The sequence below is a fragment of the Streptomyces sp. 71268 genome (assembly GCF_029392895.1).
Classification (GTDB): domain Bacteria; phylum Actinomycetota; class Actinomycetes; order Streptomycetales; family Streptomycetaceae; genus Streptomyces.
Genome location: NZ_CP114200.1, coordinates 726,661 through 746,966, shown reverse-complemented (window position 1 = coordinate 746,966; position 20,306 = coordinate 726,661). Strand labels below are relative to the sequence as shown.

16 protein-coding genes and 2 pseudogenes are annotated in these 20,306 nt (G+C 73.6%); 7 read left to right on the top strand and 11 right to left on the bottom strand.

What is annotated here, in order from left to right:
- Positions 1-42: 42 nt before the first annotated feature.
- A complete protein-coding gene (locus OYE22_RS02555; protein WP_277323954.1) occupies positions 43-2,454 on the top strand; it encodes a hypothetical protein in 2,412 nt (803 codons plus the stop codon).
- A 12-nt stretch (positions 2,455-2,466) separates the two neighbouring features.
- On the opposite strand, the gene OYE22_RS02550 is transcribed toward OYE22_RS02555, so the two are convergent.
- The 5 genes and pseudogenes from OYE22_RS02550 to OYE22_RS02530 all read right to left on the bottom strand — a co-directional run bounded on the left by OYE22_RS02550 (position 2,467) and on the right by OYE22_RS02530 (position 8,173).
- Complete coding sequence (locus OYE22_RS02550) at positions 2,467-4,899, bottom strand: right-handed parallel beta-helix repeat-containing protein (protein WP_277318865.1); 2,433 nt, start codon at positions 4,897-4,899, stop codon at positions 2,467-2,469.
- A 298-nt stretch (positions 4,900-5,197) separates the two neighbouring features.
- Complete coding sequence (locus tag OYE22_RS02545) at positions 5,198-5,623, bottom strand: ATP-binding protein (protein ID WP_277318864.1); 426 nt, start codon at positions 5,621-5,623, stop codon at positions 5,198-5,200.
- Positions 5,617-6,426 (bottom strand): MEDS domain-containing protein, encoded by an 810-nt coding sequence (locus OYE22_RS02540; protein ID WP_277318863.1) that lies wholly within the window; start codon positions 6,424-6,426, stop codon positions 5,617-5,619. Before OYE22_RS02540 ends, OYE22_RS02545 begins: the two co-directional genes overlap by 7 nt.
- 213 nt (positions 6,427-6,639) lie before the next feature.
- On the bottom strand, positions 6,640-7,470 hold the full coding sequence (locus OYE22_RS02535; protein WP_277318862.1) for an MOSC N-terminal beta barrel domain-containing protein: 831 nt from the start codon (positions 7,468-7,470) through the stop codon (positions 6,640-6,642).
- 243 nt (positions 7,471-7,713) lie between these two features.
- Positions 7,714-8,173, bottom strand: a pseudogene (locus OYE22_RS02530) (DUF6643 family protein).
- Positions 8,174-8,392: 219 nt separating this feature from the next.
- Between OYE22_RS02530 and OYE22_RS02525 the strand changes: the two are divergent.
- Positions 8,393-9,715: a TerD family protein gene (locus OYE22_RS02525; RefSeq protein ID WP_277323953.1), complete on the top strand. Its 1,323-nt coding sequence runs from the start codon at positions 8,393-8,395 to the stop codon at positions 9,713-9,715.
- 51 nt (positions 9,716-9,766) lie between these two features.
- On the opposite strand, the gene OYE22_RS02520 is transcribed toward OYE22_RS02525, so the two are convergent.
- Positions 9,767-11,008, bottom strand: a complete 1,242-nt coding sequence (locus OYE22_RS02520; protein ID WP_277318861.1) for a glycosyltransferase — start codon at positions 11,006-11,008, stop codon at positions 9,767-9,769.
- Positions 11,009-11,300: 292 nt separating this feature from the next.
- Between OYE22_RS02520 and OYE22_RS02515 the strand changes: the two genes are divergently transcribed.
- Positions 11,301-12,083 carry an aspartate/glutamate racemase family protein gene (locus OYE22_RS02515; RefSeq protein ID WP_277318860.1) on the top strand — a complete coding sequence of 261 codons (783 nt, stop codon included), beginning with the start codon at positions 11,301-11,303 and terminating at the stop codon, positions 12,081-12,083.
- A 129-nt stretch (positions 12,084-12,212) separates the two neighbouring features.
- Positions 12,213-12,782: a hypothetical protein gene (locus OYE22_RS02510; RefSeq protein ID WP_277318859.1), complete on the top strand. Its 570-nt coding sequence runs from the start codon at positions 12,213-12,215 to the stop codon at positions 12,780-12,782.
- 48 nt (positions 12,783-12,830) lie between these two features.
- Here the strand turns inward: OYE22_RS02510 and OYE22_RS02505 are convergent, their stop codons facing one another.
- Positions 12,831-13,847 carry an O-antigen ligase family protein gene (locus OYE22_RS02505; RefSeq protein ID WP_277318858.1) on the bottom strand — a complete coding sequence of 339 codons (1,017 nt, stop codon included), beginning with the start codon at positions 13,845-13,847 and terminating at the stop codon, positions 12,831-12,833.
- A 343-nt stretch (positions 13,848-14,190) separates the two neighbouring features.
- On the opposite strand from OYE22_RS02505, the gene OYE22_RS02500 reads away from it, so the two are divergent.
- The gene (locus OYE22_RS02500; protein WP_277318857.1) at positions 14,191-14,673 is read left to right on the top strand and encodes an NUDIX domain-containing protein; all 483 of its coding nucleotides are present in this window, start codon (positions 14,191-14,193) and stop codon (positions 14,671-14,673) included.
- Positions 14,674-14,821: 148 nt separating this feature from the next.
- On the opposite strand, the pseudogene OYE22_RS02495 reads toward OYE22_RS02500, so the two are convergent.
- Both OYE22_RS02495 and OYE22_RS02490 read right to left on the bottom strand, forming a co-directional pair.
- Positions 14,822-14,931: pseudogene (locus OYE22_RS02495) on the bottom strand (IS5/IS1182 family transposase); the annotation flags it as partial.
- Positions 14,932-14,973: 42 nt separating this feature from the next.
- The gene (locus OYE22_RS02490; protein WP_277318856.1) at positions 14,974-15,597 is read right to left on the bottom strand and encodes a TetR/AcrR family transcriptional regulator; all 624 of its coding nucleotides are present in this window, start codon (positions 15,595-15,597) and stop codon (positions 14,974-14,976) included.
- 182 nt (positions 15,598-15,779) lie between these two features.
- Here OYE22_RS02490 and OYE22_RS02485 point away from each other — a divergent pair, with 182 nt between their 5' ends.
- Positions 15,780-16,400: a TetR/AcrR family transcriptional regulator gene (locus tag OYE22_RS02485; RefSeq protein ID WP_277318855.1), complete on the top strand. Its 621-nt coding sequence runs from the start codon at positions 15,780-15,782 to the stop codon at positions 16,398-16,400.
- Positions 16,401-16,533: 133 nt separating this feature from the next.
- On the top strand, positions 16,534-18,729 hold the full coding sequence (locus OYE22_RS02480) for an MMPL family transporter (protein WP_277318854.1): 2,196 nt from the start codon (positions 16,534-16,536) through the stop codon (positions 18,727-18,729).
- Positions 18,730-18,965: 236 nt separating this feature from the next.
- Here OYE22_RS02480 and OYE22_RS02475 read toward each other — a convergent pair whose 3' ends face one another.
- Complete coding sequence (locus tag OYE22_RS02475; RefSeq protein WP_277324437.1) at positions 18,966-19,151, bottom strand: hypothetical protein; 186 nt, start codon at positions 19,149-19,151, stop codon at positions 18,966-18,968.
- 76 nt (positions 19,152-19,227) lie between these two features.
- Positions 19,228-20,229 (bottom strand): hypothetical protein, encoded by a 1,002-nt coding sequence (locus OYE22_RS02470; protein ID WP_277318853.1) that lies wholly within the window; start codon positions 20,227-20,229, stop codon positions 19,228-19,230.
- Positions 20,230-20,306 lie beyond the last annotated feature (77 nt).

The following is a 20,306-nucleotide window of genomic DNA, read 5'->3' as shown; positions in this document are numbered from 1 at the left end:
GACGCGGCGCTCCCCTCCGAGGCGCTCGCGCTCGAACTGCTCGTGCACGGCGTCGGCGGCGCCACCCCGTCCAAGATGCTCGACGACGACCCGCGCGTGCACCGGGTCACCGGCGACGAGACCGCGGGCGTCTACCGCTGCACCGAGGACGCCGACGCGGAGGCGCGTCCCGCCGACTACCGCGACCGCCCGGTGCCCGAGGCGTACTGCTGGTCCGGCCTGACCTCGGGCGACGGCAGCCGCGCGCTGTGGCTGCTGCTGCTCCCGTTCATGGTCATCAACCTCGCGCACTGGTCCCGCCCCGCCGCCGACCGCCGCGAGCGCACCGTACGGCTGTACGGCGTGCTGGTGCGGCTCATCGCGCTCACCCTGACGATCCTGTTCGTCGCCGCCGTCTGCGAGGTGGCGCTCGACCTGACGGCCTGGCAGTGCGCCGGGTCGGCCGCCTGCGCCGACGGCCGGTCCTGGCTGGGCTTCGCCTCGCCGACCGGCGGCGGCTGGTGGAGCCAGCCCGGCCGCCGGATCGCACTGGCCGCCGTGGCCCCACTGGCCGTCATCGCGCTGCTGTGGTTGCTGTCCACGCGCACCTGGAGCGCGTACGAGTCCGCCCCGCCCGTCGAGCGCCCGCTCAACGAGGACGATCCGTCGGCCGCCCACCGACCCGCCCTGCACCTGCCCGGCTTCTGGTACGGCCGCCGGCTCGTGGCCCGGCTGCGCGCCGTCCACACGGCCGCCGGCTTCCTCACCGTCGCCGCCGTCCTGACGGCCGCCGCCACCCGCCACGACCGGGCGCCCGGCGGCTCCGCGGTGCTCGACGCCACCGGCTGGGCGCTGCTCGTGGCGATCCAGGCGAGCGGCCTCGCGGTGCTGTACGCGGTGTGCCGCAGGGGCCGCAGCGAGACCACCCTCGACCGCACGCTGGACCGCGTCACCGACAAGGTGGTGCCCGCCACCTCGCTCGTCCTGCTGGCGCTGTCCGTGCTGCACGCGGGGTGGTCGCGTCCGGACTGGACGTCGAGCGGACGGCTGCCGGGCGACCCGGCGTTCGGCGTCATCGCCCTCACCCAGGTCGCCCTGATCCTGGCGCTCGCCGTGGTCGCCGTGGCGCTCTACCGCTCGGCCGCCCGCGACGGCCACACCGGCGGGCTCGACCCACGGCAGGGACACGAGCCGATCCCGCCCGCACGGGTGCGCACACCGCTCGCCGGGCTCGCCGGCCCCGCCGTCGCGGTCCTCGCCTGCGCCATCGCCGGCGTGCTCACCGGCGGCGTGGCCCAGCGCTTCGCGGACTGGCTGGACGGCGGCGCCACCCCCGGCATGGGCGACGGCCCGATCGCCGGGCCGCCGATCCTGCTGTCCTGGCAGGCCGCCGTGATCCCCCCGCTGCTGGTCATCCTGTTGCTGCTGCTCCTGGCCTTCGGATGGCGCGTCAACCGGGTGCGTACGGGCCTGGAGCGCACCGTGCCCGACGGCTACCCGGACGAGCGCCCCGACACCGTACGCACCAGGAAGATCGCGGGCACCATCGCCCGCGCCGGCCTCACCGACTCCGTGCCCTGGATCATCGGCCCCGTCGCCGCGCTGACCCTGCTCCTCGGCTGCCTCGCGGTGGCCGGGGCCTGGGGCACCGGCGAGGTGCCGGGGCGGGCCGCCGACGGCGCGCCAGCGGTCATCGACGCCGCCGCGCAGGCCGCCCAGGCGATGGGCTCCTGGCTGGTGGGCGTGGCCTTCGCCGTCCTCCTCGCCTCGGGCCGACGCGCCTACCGGGACCAGGGGGCCCGCCGTACGGTGGGCATCCTGTGGGACGTCGGCACCTTCTGGCCGCGCGCCGCGCACCCGTTCGCGCCGCCCTGCTACGCCGAGCGGGCCGTACCGGACCTCACCTGGCGCATGCAGACCTGGACCGCGACGACCGGTGGCCGCCTGGTGATCTCCGGCCATTCGCAGGGCAGCGTGCTGGCCGCCGCGGCGGTGTGGCAACTCGACCGGCGCACCCGGGGCCGCGTCGCCCTGCTCACCTACGGATCACCGCTGGAGCGGCTGTACGGGCGCTGGTTCCCCGCGTACTTCGGGCCCGCACAGTTGTCGGCCCTCCACCGGGAGCTGCACTGCTGGCGCAACCTGTGGCGGTACACCGACCCGATCGGCGGGCCCATCGAGCCCCCCGGCCTGGGCGACGCCCGCCCCGGCGACGGCCGACCACCCATCGACCGGGGCGCGCTCAAGGACCCGCTGGCCTACGGCCGCACCGCCGAACACCCGCTGCCCGCGCCGATCCTCGGCCACTCCGACTACCAGGCCGACCCGGCGTTCGCCCAGGAGCGCGCCGGACTGCTGGCCCGGCTCGCCGGCGACGGAGTGCCCCGCCCGAGGACGAAGGCGGCCGGACGCGCGGCGCCGGGCGCGGCGACCGGCGACCCGGCGGCAGGCCGCGGCGCGGCGCCCGCGCCGTGACCCGCCCGGGGGCTACGGCAGCTCCGGCAGGTCCTCCGGGTACAGCAGGGTGAGTTCGTCGGTGCTCGGGTTCGGGTGCTGCGCCACCCGGCCCGCGTGCCGCTCGACCATCGCCTCGAACGTCTGCCGCGCGGTGCGCCCGTTGCCGAACGCCGCGTCCTTGGGAAAGGCCGTGAAGTACTTGAGCAGCGACTCGGCCGTGCCCTCGGCCAGCCGGTACTCGTGCTCCCGCGACTGCTGCTCCACGATGCGCAACAACTCCTCGGGCCCGTAGTCGCCGAACCTGATGGTCCGGGAGAACCGCGAGGCCACGCCGGGGTTGACGGACAGGAACCGGGCCATCTCCTCGGTGTACCCGGCGACGATGACCACCACCGCGTCCCGGTGGTCCTCCATCAGCTTCACCAGCGTGTCGATGGCCTCGCGCCCGAAGTCCCGCCCGGAGTCCTCGGGCGAGAGGGCGTACGCCTCGTCGATGAACAGCACCCCGCCGCGAGCCCGCTCGAACGCCTCCTGGGTACGGATCGCCGTGGAGCCGATGTGCTCGCCGACCAGGTCGACGCGGGAGACCTCGACCAGGTGCCCGCGCTCCAGCACCCCGAGCGAGGCCAGGATCTCCCCGTAGAGCCGGGCCACGGTGGTCTTGCCCGTACCGGGGGAGCCGGTGAAGACCAGGTGCCGGCGCGCGGAGGCGGCCTTGAGTCCGGCCTGCTGGCGCCGCCGCCCCACCTCGATCATGTCGATCAGCGCCCGCACCTCGCGCTTGACGCTCTCCAGGCCGACCAGCGTGTCGAGTTCGCCCAGCACGTCGTCGGAGGCCCTGACCGGCTCGGGCGCCGGCACGGGGGCCGTCTGCGGGGCCGCCGCGGACTGGCTCGGCACACCGCCGAGGAGTCCGACCGTCTGCACGGCGGGCTGCCCGAGCGCGCCGGTCGGGCCGGCGCCGCCACCGGGGGTGGGCGGCGGTGGGGCGTGCGTGGCGCTCTCGTCGCTGGTGCAGTCCTCGCTGGTGGGCCCGGGCTCGGCGAACTCGTACCCGCCGCGCGCGCAGCGCTCCGTACGGCAGCGGGTCAGCGTGGCGCGGCAGCCGTCGATGACGTGGAAGCCGTAGCCGCCGCTGCCGGTCACCCGGCAGTTGTGGAAGGAGCCCCGGCCCTCGGCCGAGACGTAGAACCCGGCCTCGGACGGCGAGGTGACGGTGCAGCGCTCGATCGCCGGGTCGGCGCCCTTGGTGACGATCACCCCGGTCGAGACGGAGTCGATGGTGCAGCCGGACAGGGTGCCGCCGCTGCCGTGGTCGCGGAACCAGGCACCGGTCGCCGCCTCGCGTATCCGGCAGTCGTCGAGCTGCGCGCTGGCGCCGTCGCTGACCGACACGGCGGTGTTGCGTACCTGCGAGAGGTCGCTGTCCACGACGTCGACGCGGGAGCCGCGGTCGAGGACGAACAGCGCGTCCGGCACGTCGTGCACCCGGCACCCGTCCAGCACCGCGGCCGCCCCGTCGCTCACCCACACCGCGGGGTAGTCGCCCGTACTGTCGTGGATCTCGCACTGGTAGGCGTCCACCCGGGTGCCCGGGTCCCACACCGAGAGCCCGTTGCGCCCGAAGCGCCGCACCGTGGAGCGGGTCAGCGTGAGGACCGAGCGCGAGCGCAGGTCGATCGCGTTCTCCGGTACGTCGTGCAGGTCGCAGTCGGCCAGCGTGAGCACCGCGTCCGTGTCGAGGTTGACCCCGTCGGCCGTGGTGCGGTGGACCTGGCAGTCCGTCAGCAGGGCGGTGGCGCGGGCGGAGACCTGCACGCCCGAGCCCTTGATCTCGTACACCTCGCAGCCCACGGCCTCCAGCGTGCTGCCCTCGCCGGTGACGGAGAGCCCGGCACCGCTGGCGTGGTGCACCCGGCAGCGCTCCAGGCGCGGATGGGCGCCGCCGCGCACCGCGACGCCCGACTGGCCGGCCGCGACCACCTCGCACTCCTCGAAGATCCCGGCCGCGCCGTCCAAGACGCTCAGACCGATCCCCGCCGGGTTGTCCACCGTGCAGCGGCGCACCGTGGGCCGGGCGGTGCCGCGCACCTCGATGCCCACCGCCGAGCGCGTGGCCACCCGCACGTCCGCCAGGTCCGGCGAGCCGTCCTCGACCAGCAGGGCCGGGGCCGCGGAGTCCTGACCCTCGATGTGCACGTCCCGTACGACCGCCGATGCGCGCACCGTCAGTGCGACACCCTCGGTGGGGGCGATCCGCACCGCGCCCCGCGCCCCCTCTGGGCCGCGCAGCGTGACGGCCCGCGTCAGCACCACGTTCTCCCGGTACGTGCCCGGGGCCACGGTGAGCAGGTCGCCGTCCCCCGCGGCCTCCAGGGCCGCCGTGAGCGAGGCGTACTCTCCCGTGCGCCGCCGCCACCGCGACGTGCCGCTGTGCGTCACCTGGACCGAGCCCTGAGCCATGGTGTTGTCGTGCCCCCACCTCGTGCGTGCGTCGACCGGGTACGGCCGTGTGGTGTACCGGAAGGACCACCGTAGCGTGCGCCGTGTGGGGGAGTTGACCAGTGCGCAGCCGGTGCCCGGCATGCCCCGATCCGGGCCGACTCGCCCTCGGCGGCACCCTGCTTCAGCGCGCCCTCGGTGCGCCGCCACGCGCCGCCCGCGCCACCGTCGGCGCCCCTCGGACCGGGTGCGTTCGCCGGCTCCGCGCGGCTCGCGTACGTCGAGGCGTGCGCGCGTTTCCGCGCGAGCGGCGACGGGGCTAGCGCACGCGCATCGCCAGCGTGACGATGGAGCCGACGCTCCCCGCCCTGACCGCGAGCCGGTCCGAGACGAGTCGGGTCAGCCACAGGCCGCGCCCGCTGTGCGCCCCGTCGAGCCCGGGGAGCACGTCCGGGATGACCTCCTCGCTGAAGCCGGGGCCGCTGTCGCTGATGGTGCACTCCAGTTCGCCGTCGACGCGGCGCAGCACCAGGTGGCCCCGGCCGCCCGCGTGCTCGATCGCGTTGGTGGCGATCTCGTCCACGGCCAGCACGAAGTCCCCTCGGCGGGCCTCGGGCAGCCCGGCCCACGCGGCGCGCTCCTCCACCAGGACCCGCAGCAACGGCAGGTCGCGCGCGGTGAAGTGACGGTCCAGCAGGCGTCCGTCCGCCTCGCCGTGGGAGGGGCGGCGGAAATCGGCTAGCACTGACGGCTCACCTCGATCAACGCGAGCTGGGGGAGGGCATCGGAGCCGAGCCGGCGCAGCGTGCGCGCCACGAGCGGCGTGCAGGCCACCGACATCCGCGGGCCGCTCACGGCCGCGAGCGCCAACAGGTCGGTCGCGCACCCCAGCGACAGGAAGTGCAGTCGCGACAGGTCGACCGTGAGCAGGGCCGACCGGTCGGTGCGCGCGAGCGCGGCCCGCACGCCTCCGGTGAAGCGCGCCCGCCCGCTGACGTCGGCCTCGCCGACCACCAGCAGCGTGTCGTCGGCCGTGGTGATGCTGAGCAGCCCGAGCCGGTCGAGCAGCCGGCAGGGGTGGGCCTCGGCCATCCGGTCGAGCACGTCCCGGGCGAACCAGCGCCGGTCGTAGGCGCAGATCTCGCTGTAGTGGCCGTCGGCGAACAGGTGGTCGGCGTGGGTCTCGCGGTGGACGACCACCGCGACGTCGGCGTTCAGGTCGGCCACCCAGGCCATGTCGATGAAGGCGCGGAAGCCGGTGTACCCCTGGTGGAGGGCGCGCTCGGTCTCCTCGGCCAGTCGCGACTGCTGGCGCCGGACGGTGAACTCGCGGTCCGGGCTGAGCAGCGCCCGCATCGTGCTGAACTCCACCTGGCCGCGGCCGAGCGCGGGGGCCATGGACGGGCCACGGGCGTGCACCGCGTGCCGCATCTCCCGCTCGTCGAGGCGGGGGTCGGCGTAGACCGTCACCTTCTCGCCGCGCGCGACACCGAGCCAGGCGTAGGTCGCCATGATCTGCGAACGGGACTCGCCGTCTCCGTAACTCACGAAGGCATGGTCTCCAGGTCGCATGTGGTGCACGGGCATCAGGCGGCTGCCCTCCACCTCCGAGGCAGGCATCGGTCTCTCGGCCCCCTGTCGGCGTCGGCAGCGCTGCTGATGGCGTCGCGGCGCCCGCGGGGGCGCTCTCAGCGAGAGCTGACACTACGGCGTACGGGACGATGCGCCCTTGTTCTGATCTAAATTGCCCAAAACTGGTCACTACTCAAGGATCTTGACTGGGTCGCCCACTCGTACGGTCCCGGTGTGTTCGGGAATGAGGTTCTGCCCGAAGACCACCTTGTTGTCGATCCGGTGGTGTTGGGCCAGCGTGCGCAGTGGCTCCTTGCCGCGCTCGGCCGTCCGCTGGTCGGTGGTGGTGATCACGCAGCGGGTACTGGGCTTGGCCACGCGGAAGGCGACGTCGCCGATCAACAGCTTGCGCCAGCCGTCCTCGGCCCAGGGCTCGACGCCGTCCACGACGAGGTTGGGGCGGAAGCGGTTCATCGGCAGCGGGCCCTCGTGCGGGTGGTCCCCCTCGGCGATCAGGGAGTTGAGGTCCGCGAGCGAGGCGGTCGTGGTGACCAGGAAGGGCATGCTGTCGGCGAGGGAGACCGTCTCGCCGGGGCGCGCGTACCGGGGGTTGATCGGGCGCCGCCGCGCGGGGTCGTCGAGGTGGGCGAGGAAGACCTCGCGGCCGAGGAGTTCGCTGAACCAGGCGCTGCCCGCGCCCTCGGTCCACACCAGTTCGACCGGGTCCTGGAAGACGCGCACGGTGGAGACGCGGTTCGCGTGCGGGTCGGGCACCGGCACCGTCAGGGGTTCAAGGCCGGCCGCGCTGAGGGCGATGCCGCCGTCCGGTAGTGGCTCAGCGGTGCCCAGCGCCATGCGCGGCAGGTGTCGCTGCGTCAGAAAGGTGCCGTCGGGCTTGACGAGCAACCAGCGCCGGTCGCCGGCCAATCCCCATGGCTCGACGGCGGCTTCACCGAGTGCGCACCCGCCCACGGACTTGACGGGGTAGACGTGGACCGCGCTGAGCTGAGCTTCGGACATGGCCCCATCTTGCCAGCCGGCCCCGTCGGCCCGGCAGCCGGTGGGGCCGGTGGGTGGCCCGCGTACGTGGCGTACGACACGTGGCGCGTGGCGGCCCGCGCTCGGCCCGTCGGCGGCGGCCGGGCCGGCGGTAGGTCCCTCGGTTCCCCGCATCGCCCGCGGCGTGACCGCGGGCGATGCCGACCGTAGCGGCGGTGCGATCGGATGGGTGCGGAGCGGGCCCGCGCCGGGTGGCGGGCTGGCTCAGTAGCCCTGGCCGGGGTGCTGGCGGCCGTACTGCTCCGGGTAGGGCGCCGGGTTGGGGCGCGGGGCCGCGGGCCGGGCCGCGATCGGGCGCATGGCCTCGTACCCGTTCGGAGCCGCCGGGCGCGGCTGCTGGGCCTGCTGCGGGCCCGGGTAGCCGCGCGGGCCGCCCGCCTGCGGCGGGATGTAGGGTGCGGGCGCCTGCTGGAGGGCGGGCTGCGGCGGACCCTGCTGGCCGTAGGGCGGCGGGGTGTGCTGCGAGGGGGCCGGCCGGGAGCGCGGGGAGCGCCGACGGCAGGGCCGGGGGGAAGTGGCCGCCCGCGTCGTAGGGCGACGGGACGCGGATGGGGGCGATCTGTGGTGTGCCCCGCTCGGCGACAAGGCTGTCGTAGATCGGGGTGTCAGGGAAGTTCGGCGCGGGGTAGTAGCCGCCGCCGTAGCCGCTGCGGGGGAGGGTCATAGCCCTTAAGTTAAGCCCACCATGTGCCGGTTGGGGAGTCGGATAAGAAGCTTGTTACGTGTGTTCCGGCCGGCCGTGGTTCCCAATCCGCGTGAATTCGGGAAAATCGGTCGCCGGGGTACGTTGAGATCCTGTAAAGAGCGCGTTCTGGACGGGTTGCCGGCAGTTGTCCTGTGTCTTGGCGTCCGGTGAGTGAAAGGAAAGTGGGGGAACATGACGATGCGCAAGGGCATGAACGTGCCCGTGCCGGCCTCGGCGGTACGGATCGAACTGAGCTGGCGCGGCGGGGCGGGAGTGCCTGACGTGGACGCGTCGGCCCTGCTGCTGGCCGGCGGAAAGGTCCGCTCCGACGCGGACTTCGTCTTCTACAACCAGGCTGAGCACAGCTCCGGCGCCGTGCGGCACGAGGGCAAGCGCACCGGCGCCGAGGTCACCGACAGCCTGTCGGTGAACCTGGGCCAGGTCGAGCCGGCCATCGAGACCATCGTGCTGGCCGCGTCCGCCGACGGCGGGACGTTCGGGCAGGTGCCCGGGCTGCACATCAGAGTGCTGGACGCCGCCGGCGGGGCCGAACTGGCCCGGTTCGACAGCGACGACGCCTCCGTGGAGACCGCGTTCGTCCTCGGCGAGCTCTACCGGCGCCAGGGCGCGTGGAAGTTCCGCGCCGTCGGCCAGGGCTACGACACCGGCCTCGGCGGCCTGGCCACCGACTACGGCATCACCGTCGACGAGCCGCAGCCCGGCCCCGCCGACGCCGCGACCCCCGCCCCCGCCGCGGCGCCCGTGACCGCCCCGCCCCCGCCGCCCACCGCGCCCGCCGCCCCGCTGCCGCCCCCGCCCACCGCCCCGGCCGCGCCCGCGCCGCCCGCCGCACCCGCGGCCCCGGCCCCCGCCGGCGGGCCCGTACGGCTCACCAAGGTCACGCTGACCAAGGACGCGCCCACCGTCTCGCTCACCAAGCAGGGCGGCACCTCGGGCTCGATGCGGGTCAACCTCAACTGGCAGGAGCACAAGCAGTTCAAGAGCTGGGGCCAGAAGCTGGGCAAGGTGATGGCCCTGCACTCCGACCTCGACCTGGACCTCGGTGCCTTCTTCGAGCTGGCGGACGGCAGCAAGGGCGTCGTACAGGCACTGGGCAACTCCTTCGGCGCCCTGCACCAGCCGCCCTTCATCCACCTCGACGCGGACGACCGCACCGGCGCGCGCAGCGAGGGCGAGAACCTGACGATCAACCTCGACGCCAAGGACCTCTTCCGCCGCATCCTGGTCTTCGTCACGATCTACGAGGGCGCCCGCAGCTTCGCCAACCTCAACGCCACCGTCACCCTCAGCCCGCAGCACGGCGCGCCGGTGGACTTCTCGCTCGACGAGTGCACCGTGCCCTCCAACGTCTGCGCGCTCGCGTTGATCACCAACAACAACGGCGACCTCGTCGTCCAGCGCGAGGCCCGCTACCTGGTGCCCGACCGGGGCGTCAGCCCGCAGCGCACCCTGGACCGCGCGTACGGCTGGGGCATGAACTGGACGCCGGGCCGCAAGTGACACCAGGCCCGGACGGGTGCGCGGGGCGGCGCTTCCAGCGCCCCGCCGCGCTCACGGCGCGGCCTCGGGACGGGCGTAGGTGCGCCCCTTCCAGGCCGCGCCCCGGCCCCGGTAGTGCTGGATCGCCGAGTCCACCGTCATGAGCAGGTACAGCGCCGCGATGAGCGGCAGCAGCGGCGCCCACCACAGCGACTGCCGGTAGTAGCGCAGCATGGGCACGAACGTGCCGGCCATCACCGCCCACGCCAGCCCTCCGGCCAGCCACAGCACGCGCCCGCCCGGCCCGATCCCCACGCCCACCGCCACCGGGGGAGCGAGGTAGATCACCGCCAGCCCGACCACCGTCACCACCAGCAGCGCCGGGTTGTACCGCAGTTGGGCGTACGCGCTGCGCGAGACCATCCGCCACAGCTCGCGCGGGTGCGGATACGGCCGCACGCTGTCCACCCGCTCCGCGAGGCCGAGCCACACGCGCCCACCGGCCCCGCGCGCGCCCGGCTCGACCGCCGACGCCCCCGCGCCGTGCGGCGCCGGGCCCCGCCCGGCGCGCTTGACCGCGCGCGCCAGGGCCACGTCGTCGATCACCGACTGGCGAATGCTCTCCGGAACGCGCGCCCGCTCGGCCGCGTCGGCGCGCAACAGCACGCAGCCACCGGCCGCCGCGGCCGTCCGCGCCCCGGGCCGGTTGACCCAGCGGAACGGGTAGAGCTGGGCGAAGAAGTACACGAAGGCCGGCACGATCAGCCGCTCCCAGACCGTCTCCACCCGCAGCCGCGCCATCTGCGAGACCAGGTCGAGGTCGCGCGAGCGAGCCGCGCACACCAACTCGCGCAGGCTGTCCGGCTCGTGCGCGATGTCCGCGTCGGTCAGCAACAGGTACTCCGGCGCGAGCTGGGCCCTGGCCAGGGTGATGCCGTGCCGCACCGCCCACAGCTTGCCGGTCCACCCCGGCTCCAGCGCCCCGGGCGAGGCCACCACCAGCGGCAGCCCCCGCTCGCAGTTGGCGGCCAGCACGCGCGCGGTCTTCGCGGTGCCGTCGGTGCTGCCGTCGTCGATCAGGAAGACCACGGCCCGGCCCGGATAGTCCTGCTCCAGTAGGGACGGCAGGCTCATCGGCAGTACCTGCGCCTCGTCCCGCGCGGGGACGACGATGGCGACGGTGGGCCAGGCCCCGTCCGCCGGCGCGCCACGCGGTGGCAGCCTGATGTCCGTACGCCAGAAGAGACCCTGCCCCAGCAGCAGCCACGCCCAGGCGGCCAGCGAGGCCAGGGCGATCCAGGTAAGCGCGCTCACCCCTCGCAGTCTGCCCCAGTGAACGCCGTGTACGGGGGCATCGCCCGCGATCCGGTGCGCCGGTGTGCCAGCGCGGACCGAGCGGGGGCCGGTGTCCGGACGTGTCCCGACGTGTCCGGCCGGCGTCCGGCGCGTGGCCCGGCCCGCGTCCGCCGGCGGGGCGGGGTGGCCCATCGACTAAAGTGACCGGGTGCCGCGCTCAGGTGGCGTGCCGCACGGGGCCCACGCGCCGCCGCCCGCGACAGCGGCCGGGCCCACCCAGCGACGGACCGGTAGGCGAGGCGGTACGGCAGTGAAGATCGCGCTCATGGACTCCGGCCTCGGCCTGCTGGCGGCGGCCGCCGCCGTGCACCGGCTGCGCCCGGACGCCGATCTCGTCCTGTCCAGCGACCCCGCCGGCATGCCCTGGGGCCCCCGCACCCCCGACGACATCACGGCGCACGCGCTGGCCTGCGCCAGGGCCGCCGCCGCGCACCGCCCCGACGCGCTGATCGTCGCCTGCAACACCGCGTCCGTGCACGCGCTGCCCACCCTCCGCGCCGAGCTGGAGCCCGCGCTCCCGGTGATCGGCACCGTGCCGGCCATCAAGCCGGCCGCCGTCGGCGGCGGCCCGGTGGCCATCTGGGCCACACCGGCGACCACCGGGAGCCCGTACCAGACCCGGTTGATCCGCGAGTTCGCCGCCCAGGTCAGCGTCACCGAAGTGCCCTGCCCCGGCCTCGCCGACGCCGTGCAGTACGCCGACGAGCAGGGCATCGACGCCGCCGTCGGCGCGGCGGCCGGACTCACTCCACCGGGCGTACGCGCCGTCGTGCTCGGCTGCACCCACTACGAGCTGCTGGCCGACCGCATCCGGACCGCCGTCCAGGCCAAGGCCGCCGAGCCGGTGACGCTCTTCGGTTCCGCCGCCGCGGTGGCCGCGCAGGCGCTGCGCCGCATCGGCGCGCAGCCCGCCCCGGACGCGGCCCCCACCGGGGCCCTGACGGTGCTGCTCAGTGGGCGCGAGTCGGCGCTGCCGGCCGAGGCGCTGGCCTATCCCGAGGGCGGCCAGCTCGTGCGCGTGGGGGCCGTCTGACCTGGGCCTGACCTGGGCGGGAGAGCGCTGCCGGGCCCGGTAACGCGCCTGCGGCACGCCGGCGGCGCGGGCGGCGTCAGGGACTCGACCTCTCTGCCCGCGCGCGGCGCCGAGCGTAGGCTGCACAGCATGAGGCACCACTCCAAGGACGAGCCGCCGCGGGCAGCCGGGCAGCACGCCGAGGTATGGACCGGGCGCGCGACCAACCGGCTCCAGTGGGCGCTGGCCGCCGTCGGTGCGGCCTGCGTGGCCCTCGGCATCCAACTGGCCGTCGACTCCGCGTGGACCTCCGGCCTGGCCCCGCTGCTGATGTCGGTGATCGGCTGCGTCGCCGCCGGACTTCTCATGCTCTTCGGCACCCTCGCCTTCGTCCACGTCGCCGTCCGCGTCGACGCCGAGGCCCTGGAGGTGCGCTGCGGGCACATCGGGCTGCCGCGCTGCCGCATCCCGCTGGAACAGGTGATCGGCGCCGAGTTCGCGCCCCGGGTCACCCCGTGCCACTGGGGCGGCTGGGGCTACCGCTGGCGGCCCGACCAGGGCACCGCCGTCGTCGTCCGGCGCGGCGAGGGGCTGGTGCTCAGGCTCGGTGACGGCCGCACCTTCACGGTGACCGTCGACGACGCGGAGGCCGCCGTACGCGTCATCCGCGCCCGCCTCCGGCTGCGCGACGGCCACCCCGGCCACCCCTCACCGGCCTAGCCTCCGCCGCCCCGCCGCCGCCCGGGTCGTTGCCGAGCCGCCGAGCCGTCAGGCGTGGGCCGCGCACTCCCTGCGCGCACTCGCGTCCTCGCTGACCAGGTGCGCCGTGGCCACCCCGGCCAGCAAACCGGCGCCCGCGGTGACCTCGGAGAAGCTCAGCACGTTGCCGACGGCCGCCGCCACCGCGAGCGCGGTCAGCGCCGCCCCCGCGGTGAGCACCACCGGGGTCGTACGGGACGAGCAGCGCAGCGCGTACAGCATCCAGCCGAAGGCGGCGGCGAGCAGCGCGACGCCCGGCACGCCCTGCTCGGCGGCCTGCTGGAACGGCGCGGAGTACGGGCGGCTGGCCGGCTCGGCCGTCTGCCGAGCGGTGGGGCTCAGCTCGGCGAACCGGCCGGGGCCCGCGCCGCGCCCCGGATGGCTCGCGGCGATGTCGATCGCGTCCTGCCACAGGTGCACCCGCTCCTCGGTGAGCTGGCCCTGGAGCGAGGTGGACAGGCCGGCGGGCAGCGCGCGCTCGGCGGTGGCCCAGGAGGTGCCCACGGCCAGCGCGGCGCACAGGGCGAACCCGACGAGGCCCAGCAGCCGCCGGGGCCGCCGCGCCACCCACGAGAAGAGCGCGATCGCCGTCCCGGCCAGGCCGCCGGGTACCGAGCCCACGCCGAAGGCGGCGGCCACGACGGCGAGCGCGAGCAGGGCAGCGCCGACGCGCGCCGGCGTGGACGTGCTGGCCCAGGCCGCGCAGCAGGCTGCGCCGACGGCGAGCGCGGTGTACGCGACGAGCAGCCCCGCGGGTCCCGGTGTGCCGGGCTCCCCCGAGTGCGGGGTCGCCAGCACGAGCCCCAGGCCGACCACGGCCGCCGCCGCGGGCGCGACCACCGGCAACAGCGCCCCGACGATCCGGCCGCCCGCGTACCCCGCCGCCACCGCGAGGACGGCGAGCAGCACGCCCTCCGGCCGCGCGGGGCGACCGGCCGCGCACAACAGCGCCCAGGCGGCGCATAAGCCGAGGACCACCACGCCGGCGCGGTCGGACCGATGGCGCGTCGTGAGCACAGGAGACACGGCTGAAGAGACCATCCCGTCGACCCCCCCGAGTCGAAGCGGGCACCGCGCGGCGGGACGAACGTCGCCTGCGGGCAAGGACTTTGGCCCACCGTAGCGGGTGCGGGGGAGGTTGTGGACATCCTGCGCAGAAACGATGCGGCGCCGGTGCGCGCGCCCGCGCACCGAGGCCGGCGCGCGAGTCCCACGAGCGCCGCACGCGCCGCGTTATCGCGCGCCGCGGGTTGCCGGGGCGGCGCCGCCCGGGCCGTGGCCCGAGCGAGGACGCGGCCCCCCGCGTAGCGCGGGTGCGGGAGGATCACCCCGCGTCCGGACAGGCCGGCCGAGGGCATACGCTCGGCCCATGGCTACCCCTGACTTCATCCGCACGTTGCGGGCCAGCATCGGCCAGCAGTTGCTCTTCCTGCCCGCTGTCAGCGCCATCGTCTTCGACGACGAGGGCCGGGTGCTCCTCGCCCGCCGGGTGGACAACGGCCGCTGGTCGATCATCGGTGGCATCTCCGAGCCGGGCGAACAACCGGCGCGCACGGCGGTGCGGGAGGTGTACGAGGAGACGGCGGTGCACTGCGTGCCCGAACGCCTGGTCCTGGTGCAGAGCCAGGAGAAGCCGATCACCTACCCCAACGGCGACATCTGCCAGTTCATGGACATCTGCCTGCGCTGCCGCGCCGTCGGTGGCGAGGCACGCGTGAACGACGACGAGAACCTGGAGGTCGGCTGGTTCGAGCTGGACGCCCTGCCGGAGTTGGAGGAGTTCGCCACCTCACGGATCAAGATGGCACTGAGCGAGGGCCCGGCCTGGTTCGAGGGTCTCGGCGAGGGGTGAGGTCAAGTCCGCCCAGCCGCGCGTCGGGACGGCGCGGGGAGGGGCGGCCGGGCTGGTGCGAGGCTCCAACCGCTGGACTCGGCACCAACTCAGTACGGGCATGGCGTGTGCTGGCGCGCGAAGGCCGGCCCGGAACTCTTCGGTGACATCGCCGGCGCCGTCCCTGGCCCGCGGTCGTTCCGGAGATGGTGGGACCTTCCGCTGGAACAGTTCACACCAGTCCTCCGGCGCCATCCGCTCAACAAGCGCGGCGGTCATCATCCCGGACTGCCGCGAGATCACGTCAACTGAAGTGGTGTCCTAGTCCGACCCAGGGCGTTCCCCCTTGGCGCACAACCCGTGCAGGAACACGTCGAGATACCGGTCGCGAACCTCGTGCGCGTTCACACCACGCATGCGGGCGATGTGCGAGCTGAACATGGCGATTGACGCGGCGAGGGACTCCGCGGCCACGGATCGGTCGACGTCCGCGCGGAGTTCACCGCGTCGTTGGGCATCGAAGAGGGCGTCTTCGATAACGGCCAGCGGCTGGTCGATGCAGTCACGGTGGAATGTCGCGTACAGCTCGGGGTGGTCGGGAAGCTCGAAGGAGCAGCGGGCCCCGATCAGCCAGCGGGGGCTGTCCAGGGCCTCGGCGAGGGTCTCGTACAGGAGCCGTATGTCCTTCGCGAGGCTGCCCGTGCGGGGCGGCTCCAGCTGTACGGACAAGGTGGACAGGCCCGCCAGGATCAGGTCGTCGCGTTCGGGCCAGCGGGAGTAGAGGGTCCGCTTGGCGACCTTGGCGCGCGCGGCTACGGAGTTGATGCGGAAGCCGGCGATGCCGACCTCGGCGAGTTCGTCCACGACCGCGCGCAGAATCCGGGCGTCCGCGCCCGGGTCGCGGGGACGCCCCGGTTTCGCGGCGGTCGGCGAGGTGCTGGCCATGTATGCCCCTTCCAGATCTGCTCGCCCCCCAGTTTCCCAGGCCGTGCGCGCAGGCGCCGACCCCCGCTCCGTCGGCGACGGGCCCACCCGTGACTCATTTCACTACCGAAACGGTTTCGTATTTATGAGTGTCGGGGATAGCCTCCTTGTGTACGAAACGGTTCCGTTCGATGGAGGCGCTGATGGCGACGACGACCACGCGAGAGACATCAGCGGCCTCGGCGGGGCCGGGCCGGCGCAGCCGGTTGACGCCGCAGCGCGAGGCGGAGCTGTACACGGCCGTTCTCGACCTGCTGCGGGAGTTCGGCTACGAGGCCCTGACCATGCATGCCGTGGCCGCCCGGGCCCAGTGCAGCAAGGCCACCCTCTACCGCCTGTGGGCGGGCAAGGCGGAGCTGGTCGCCGTGGCGCTGCGCCATCAGCAGCCCGCCGCCCTCGCCGAGATCGACACCGGAACCCTTCGGGGCGACTTCCGGACGATGGTGGCGCAGATGGACGACCGGCAGATGGTCAAGGACGCCTTGCTCATGCGCGGCCTCTTCCAGGCCGTGCACACCCATCCCGAACTGCTCCAGGCCCTGCGTGACCTCCTCGTGGACCCTGAGCTGACCGGCCTCGACGCGCTGCTCGCGCGGGCGGTGGAGCGGGGTGAGATCGCCGCGGACTCGCCCGCGCTGCCCTTCGTGCCGCACATGTTGCTGGGCGCGCTGATCACCCGTCAGCTCATCGAGGACGAGACGGCCGACCGGGCCTTCCTCACCCACTACATCGACGCCGTGGTCTTCCCCGCCCTCGGTGCCTGACTGTTCGTACAGCGTCGTACGACACCGCACCCACACCGTTCCCCCAACCTCACCTGACGCGTACCGCTCTCGTCGTCGGGCTCGTTCACCACGCCCTTTCGCACATCCACGACCTGACTGGGAGCAGTTCCCCGTGGCTACATTCCTCTACAAAATCGGACGGTTCTCCTTCCGCCGCCGACGGCTCGTCGCCCTCCTGTGGGTGGCCCTGCTCGCCGTCGTCGGGGTGGGCGCGGCGAGCGCCAACACCACCGGCAACAACAGCTTCTCCATCCCCGGCACCGAGGCGCAGAAGGCGTTCGACCTGCTGGACCAGCGGTTCCCCGCCATGCACGCGGACGGCGCCCAGGCGAACATCGTCTTCCGCGCCCCGAGCGACGAGAAGATCACCGCGTCGGACAACAAGCGGGTCGTCGAGGCGGCCGTGAGTGCACTCGGGGACGGCAACAAGCAGGTCGCCACCGTTGTCGACCCGTTCGCGGCCGGCGCCGTCAGTGAGGACGGCACCACGGCCTACGTGTCGGTCTCCTACACCGTGCAGTTCAACGACATGTCCGACGCCTCCAAGGACACGCTCGACCAGGTCCTCGAGGAAGGCCGGGACGCCGGACTGACCGTGGAGGCCGGCGGCCCGGCCATGGCCGAGATGCCAGAGACCGGCTCCGCCGAGATCATCGGCCTCGCCCTGGCCGCCCTCACCCTGGTGATCACCTTCGGCTCGCTCGTCGCCGCCGGCCTACCCCTGCTCACCGCGGTCATCGGGGTCGGTATCGGGGTCGCCTCGATCATGGCGCTCACCGAGGTCCTCGACCTCTCCAGCACGACGAGCACCCTCGCCTCGATGATCGGCCTCGCGGTCGGTATCGACTACGCCCTGTTCATCGTCTCCCGCTACCGCTCCGAACTCGCCGAGGGCCGCGACCGGGAGGAAGCGGCCGGCCTCGCGACCGGCACCGCCGGCTCCGCGGTGGTCTTCGCCGGCCTGACCGTGGTGATCGCGCTCGCCGGGCTGACCGTCGTCGACATCCCGATGCTCACCAAGATGGGCCTGGCAGCCGCCGGCACCGTCACCATCGCGGTGATCATCGCGCTCACCCTCATCCCGGCACTCCTCGGCTTCGCCGGCCAGCGCGTCCTGGGTCGCAAGGCCCGACTCCACTCACCGAACACGGCCCCCGAGGCCGGCAAGCCGAACATGGGCACCCGCTGGGCCCGCTTCGTCCTGCGCCGGCCGGTCACGGTCCTGCTCACCGCCGTGGTCGCCCTCGGCGTGATCGCCGTGCCCGTCGCCAGCCTCAAGATGGGCCTGCCCGGCGACGGCGAGCAGCCCACCAGCACCACCCAGCGCAAGGCGTACGACATGCTCTCCGAGAGCTTCGGCCCCGGTGCCAACGGCCCCCTGCTCGTGACCGTCGACACGTCGGCCGACGGCGGCGCTGTCAAGAGCGAGGCCAACGCGGTGAGCAAGACCATCACCGGTCTGGAGAACGTCGCGGCCGTCACCCCGGCCACCTACGACAAGGCGGGCAAGACCGCCATCCTGACGGTCGTCCCGAAGTCCGCACCCGACAGCACCAGGACCGAGGACCTGCTCGCCGACATCCGTGACCACACCGGCTCCAACGTCATGGTCACCGGCCAGACGGCCATGAAGGTCGACGTGTCGGAGAAACTCAACGACGCGCTCGTCCCATACCTGGGTCTCGTCGTCGGCCTCGCCTTCCTCCTGTTGATCCTGGTGTTCCGCTCGATCCTGGTCCCGCTCAAGGCGGCCCTCGGCTTCCTGCTGTCGGTGCTCGCCGCACTCGGTGCCGTCGTCGCGGTCTTCCAGTGGGGCTGGGCCGCCGACCTCATCGGCGTCGAACAGACCAGCCCGATCATGAGCATGATGCCGATCTTCATGGTGGGCGTCGTCTTCGGCCTGGCCATGGACTACGAGGTCTTCCTGGTCACCCGCATGCGCGAGGCGTACGTCCACGGCGAGAGCCCCCGGCAGGCGATCGTCACCGGCTTCCAGCACGGGACCCGAGTCGTCACCGCGGCCGCGATCATCATGATCAGCGTCTTCGCCGGCTTCATGGGCTCCAACGACGCCATGGTCAAGATGATCGGCTTCGGCCTCGCCTTCGCCGTCTTCGTGGACGCCTTCATCGTCCGCATGACCATCGTCCCGGCCGTCCTCGCCCTCCTGGGCAGGCACGCCTGGTGGCTACCGAAGTGGCTGGACAAGGCCGTGCCCAACGTCGACGTGGAGGGCGAGGCCCTGACCAGGCACCTCAACGCCGAGGCTCAGGACCCGGACGCCGAGCGCGAGCCGGCGCGCGTCTGACGCGTCCAGTCCATGAAGACCCCGGGGATGCCGGCGACAGCGGAACGCCGCGCATCCCCGGGCACCGCGTCGGACCGTGGGGACGGGAACGACGCGGTGCACGAGCCCGGCAGTGGCCGATGAGTGGCGGCCGCTGTCGGGCTCGAAACGGACGGTGCCCCATCCGCACTCCGTCCAAGCGTCCCGCTTCCGCGGCTCACGTCGCACGGTCCGGGAAGCCCGGGCCACGCACGCCTTCAGAGGCTGTTTCCCATGGTGAGTCCGCGGTGGCAGGCGAGGGCGGCGGCCCGGCTGGTGTGGAACACCTGCCTGTCGGCCTTCTCCTGCCGACAAGCCCTGTACAGGGTGACGATCACCGTCTCGTCCTCGGTCTCGAAGGACGCGCCGTCGCGCTTGTCTGTCAGGTAGAGGTAGTCGAACACCTGGTCCCGGATGCGGGTCGGCTTCCGAGCAGGAGTTGAGAACCGTGGGAGGCGGCGATGCCTCGGCAGTTCCCGTTCACGAGGTCCGGGCCCCGGCGGGGCGGGGCGTGGTGCGGAGGTCGGTGAGCCGCAGGAGGAACTCGGCGGCCGCGTAGCGGACCTTGCCCGACGCGGTGCGCGGGTCGTATCCGAGTTCACGTGTGAGTGCGTCGTGCCGCGCCTGGAGGGTGGAGTGGTGCATACCGAGCTGGGCGGCCGCGGACCGGAGGCTGTCCGCTTCGACGAGGGCCCGCAGTACCTGGGTGGAGCGGACGTCCAGGCGGGCGAGGGAGTTGATGTCCTCATGCGGCTCTTGCGGATCGTGCGCCCGGGCGAGCAGCAGGAGTGCGCCAAGGTCGGTCGCATCCACGACCGGGGCCGAAGCTTCGGTGAGCCGTAGCGCGATCACGGCGCCGTCCCACGAGTCGGGCGCGTGGTCGGCTCGCACCCACTGGCCGAGCCCCGCGGGCCGCGACGGCGGCTCCTGCGCGGTGCGGCACAGGGTCGCGCGCACGATTCCGTACCTGGTCGGCAGGACGGCGGACGCCGCGGTGGTGGCGGGTGCGTCGGGTCGCGTCGCCACGATCCGGATCCTTGACCCCGGCTTGAGGCGCAGCTTGGCCAGCATCGTGGTCCGCTCGGCGACGGTACGGGCCGGGTCGAAGACGAATTCGAGGCCGCTGACGGGGCTGCGTCGCGCTTCGACGAGGTCGAGCGACAACGCCAGACGTTCGACGATCATCTCGTCGTTGGCGTGGGGGTCGCCGCTACGCTCCAGCCATACCGATCCCACCGAGCACGCCCGCTGCGGCGATCGGACAAGGCACTCAGTCCGGGGTGTTCGACCGTCGGGGGCACGGCGGTCGATTCGCCCGCGCCGGTCCGCTCCCGCGACGACTCCAGACAGCGCGGCGGCGCCGCGCAGCAGGGCGTCGGGACCGGCCCCCGCGATGACCAGCGTGTCGAAGTACGAGACGACCCTGAAGCTCTCGCTGGCCTCGGGGTCGAGGGCGGTGAGCCGTTCGAGGAGTTCCTGCATCTGCCCTCCCTCGCTCAGCCAGCCAGTCTACCGCCCCCTCTTCACCCCGGTCTGATCAGCTCTCCAGCAGGCCTGCG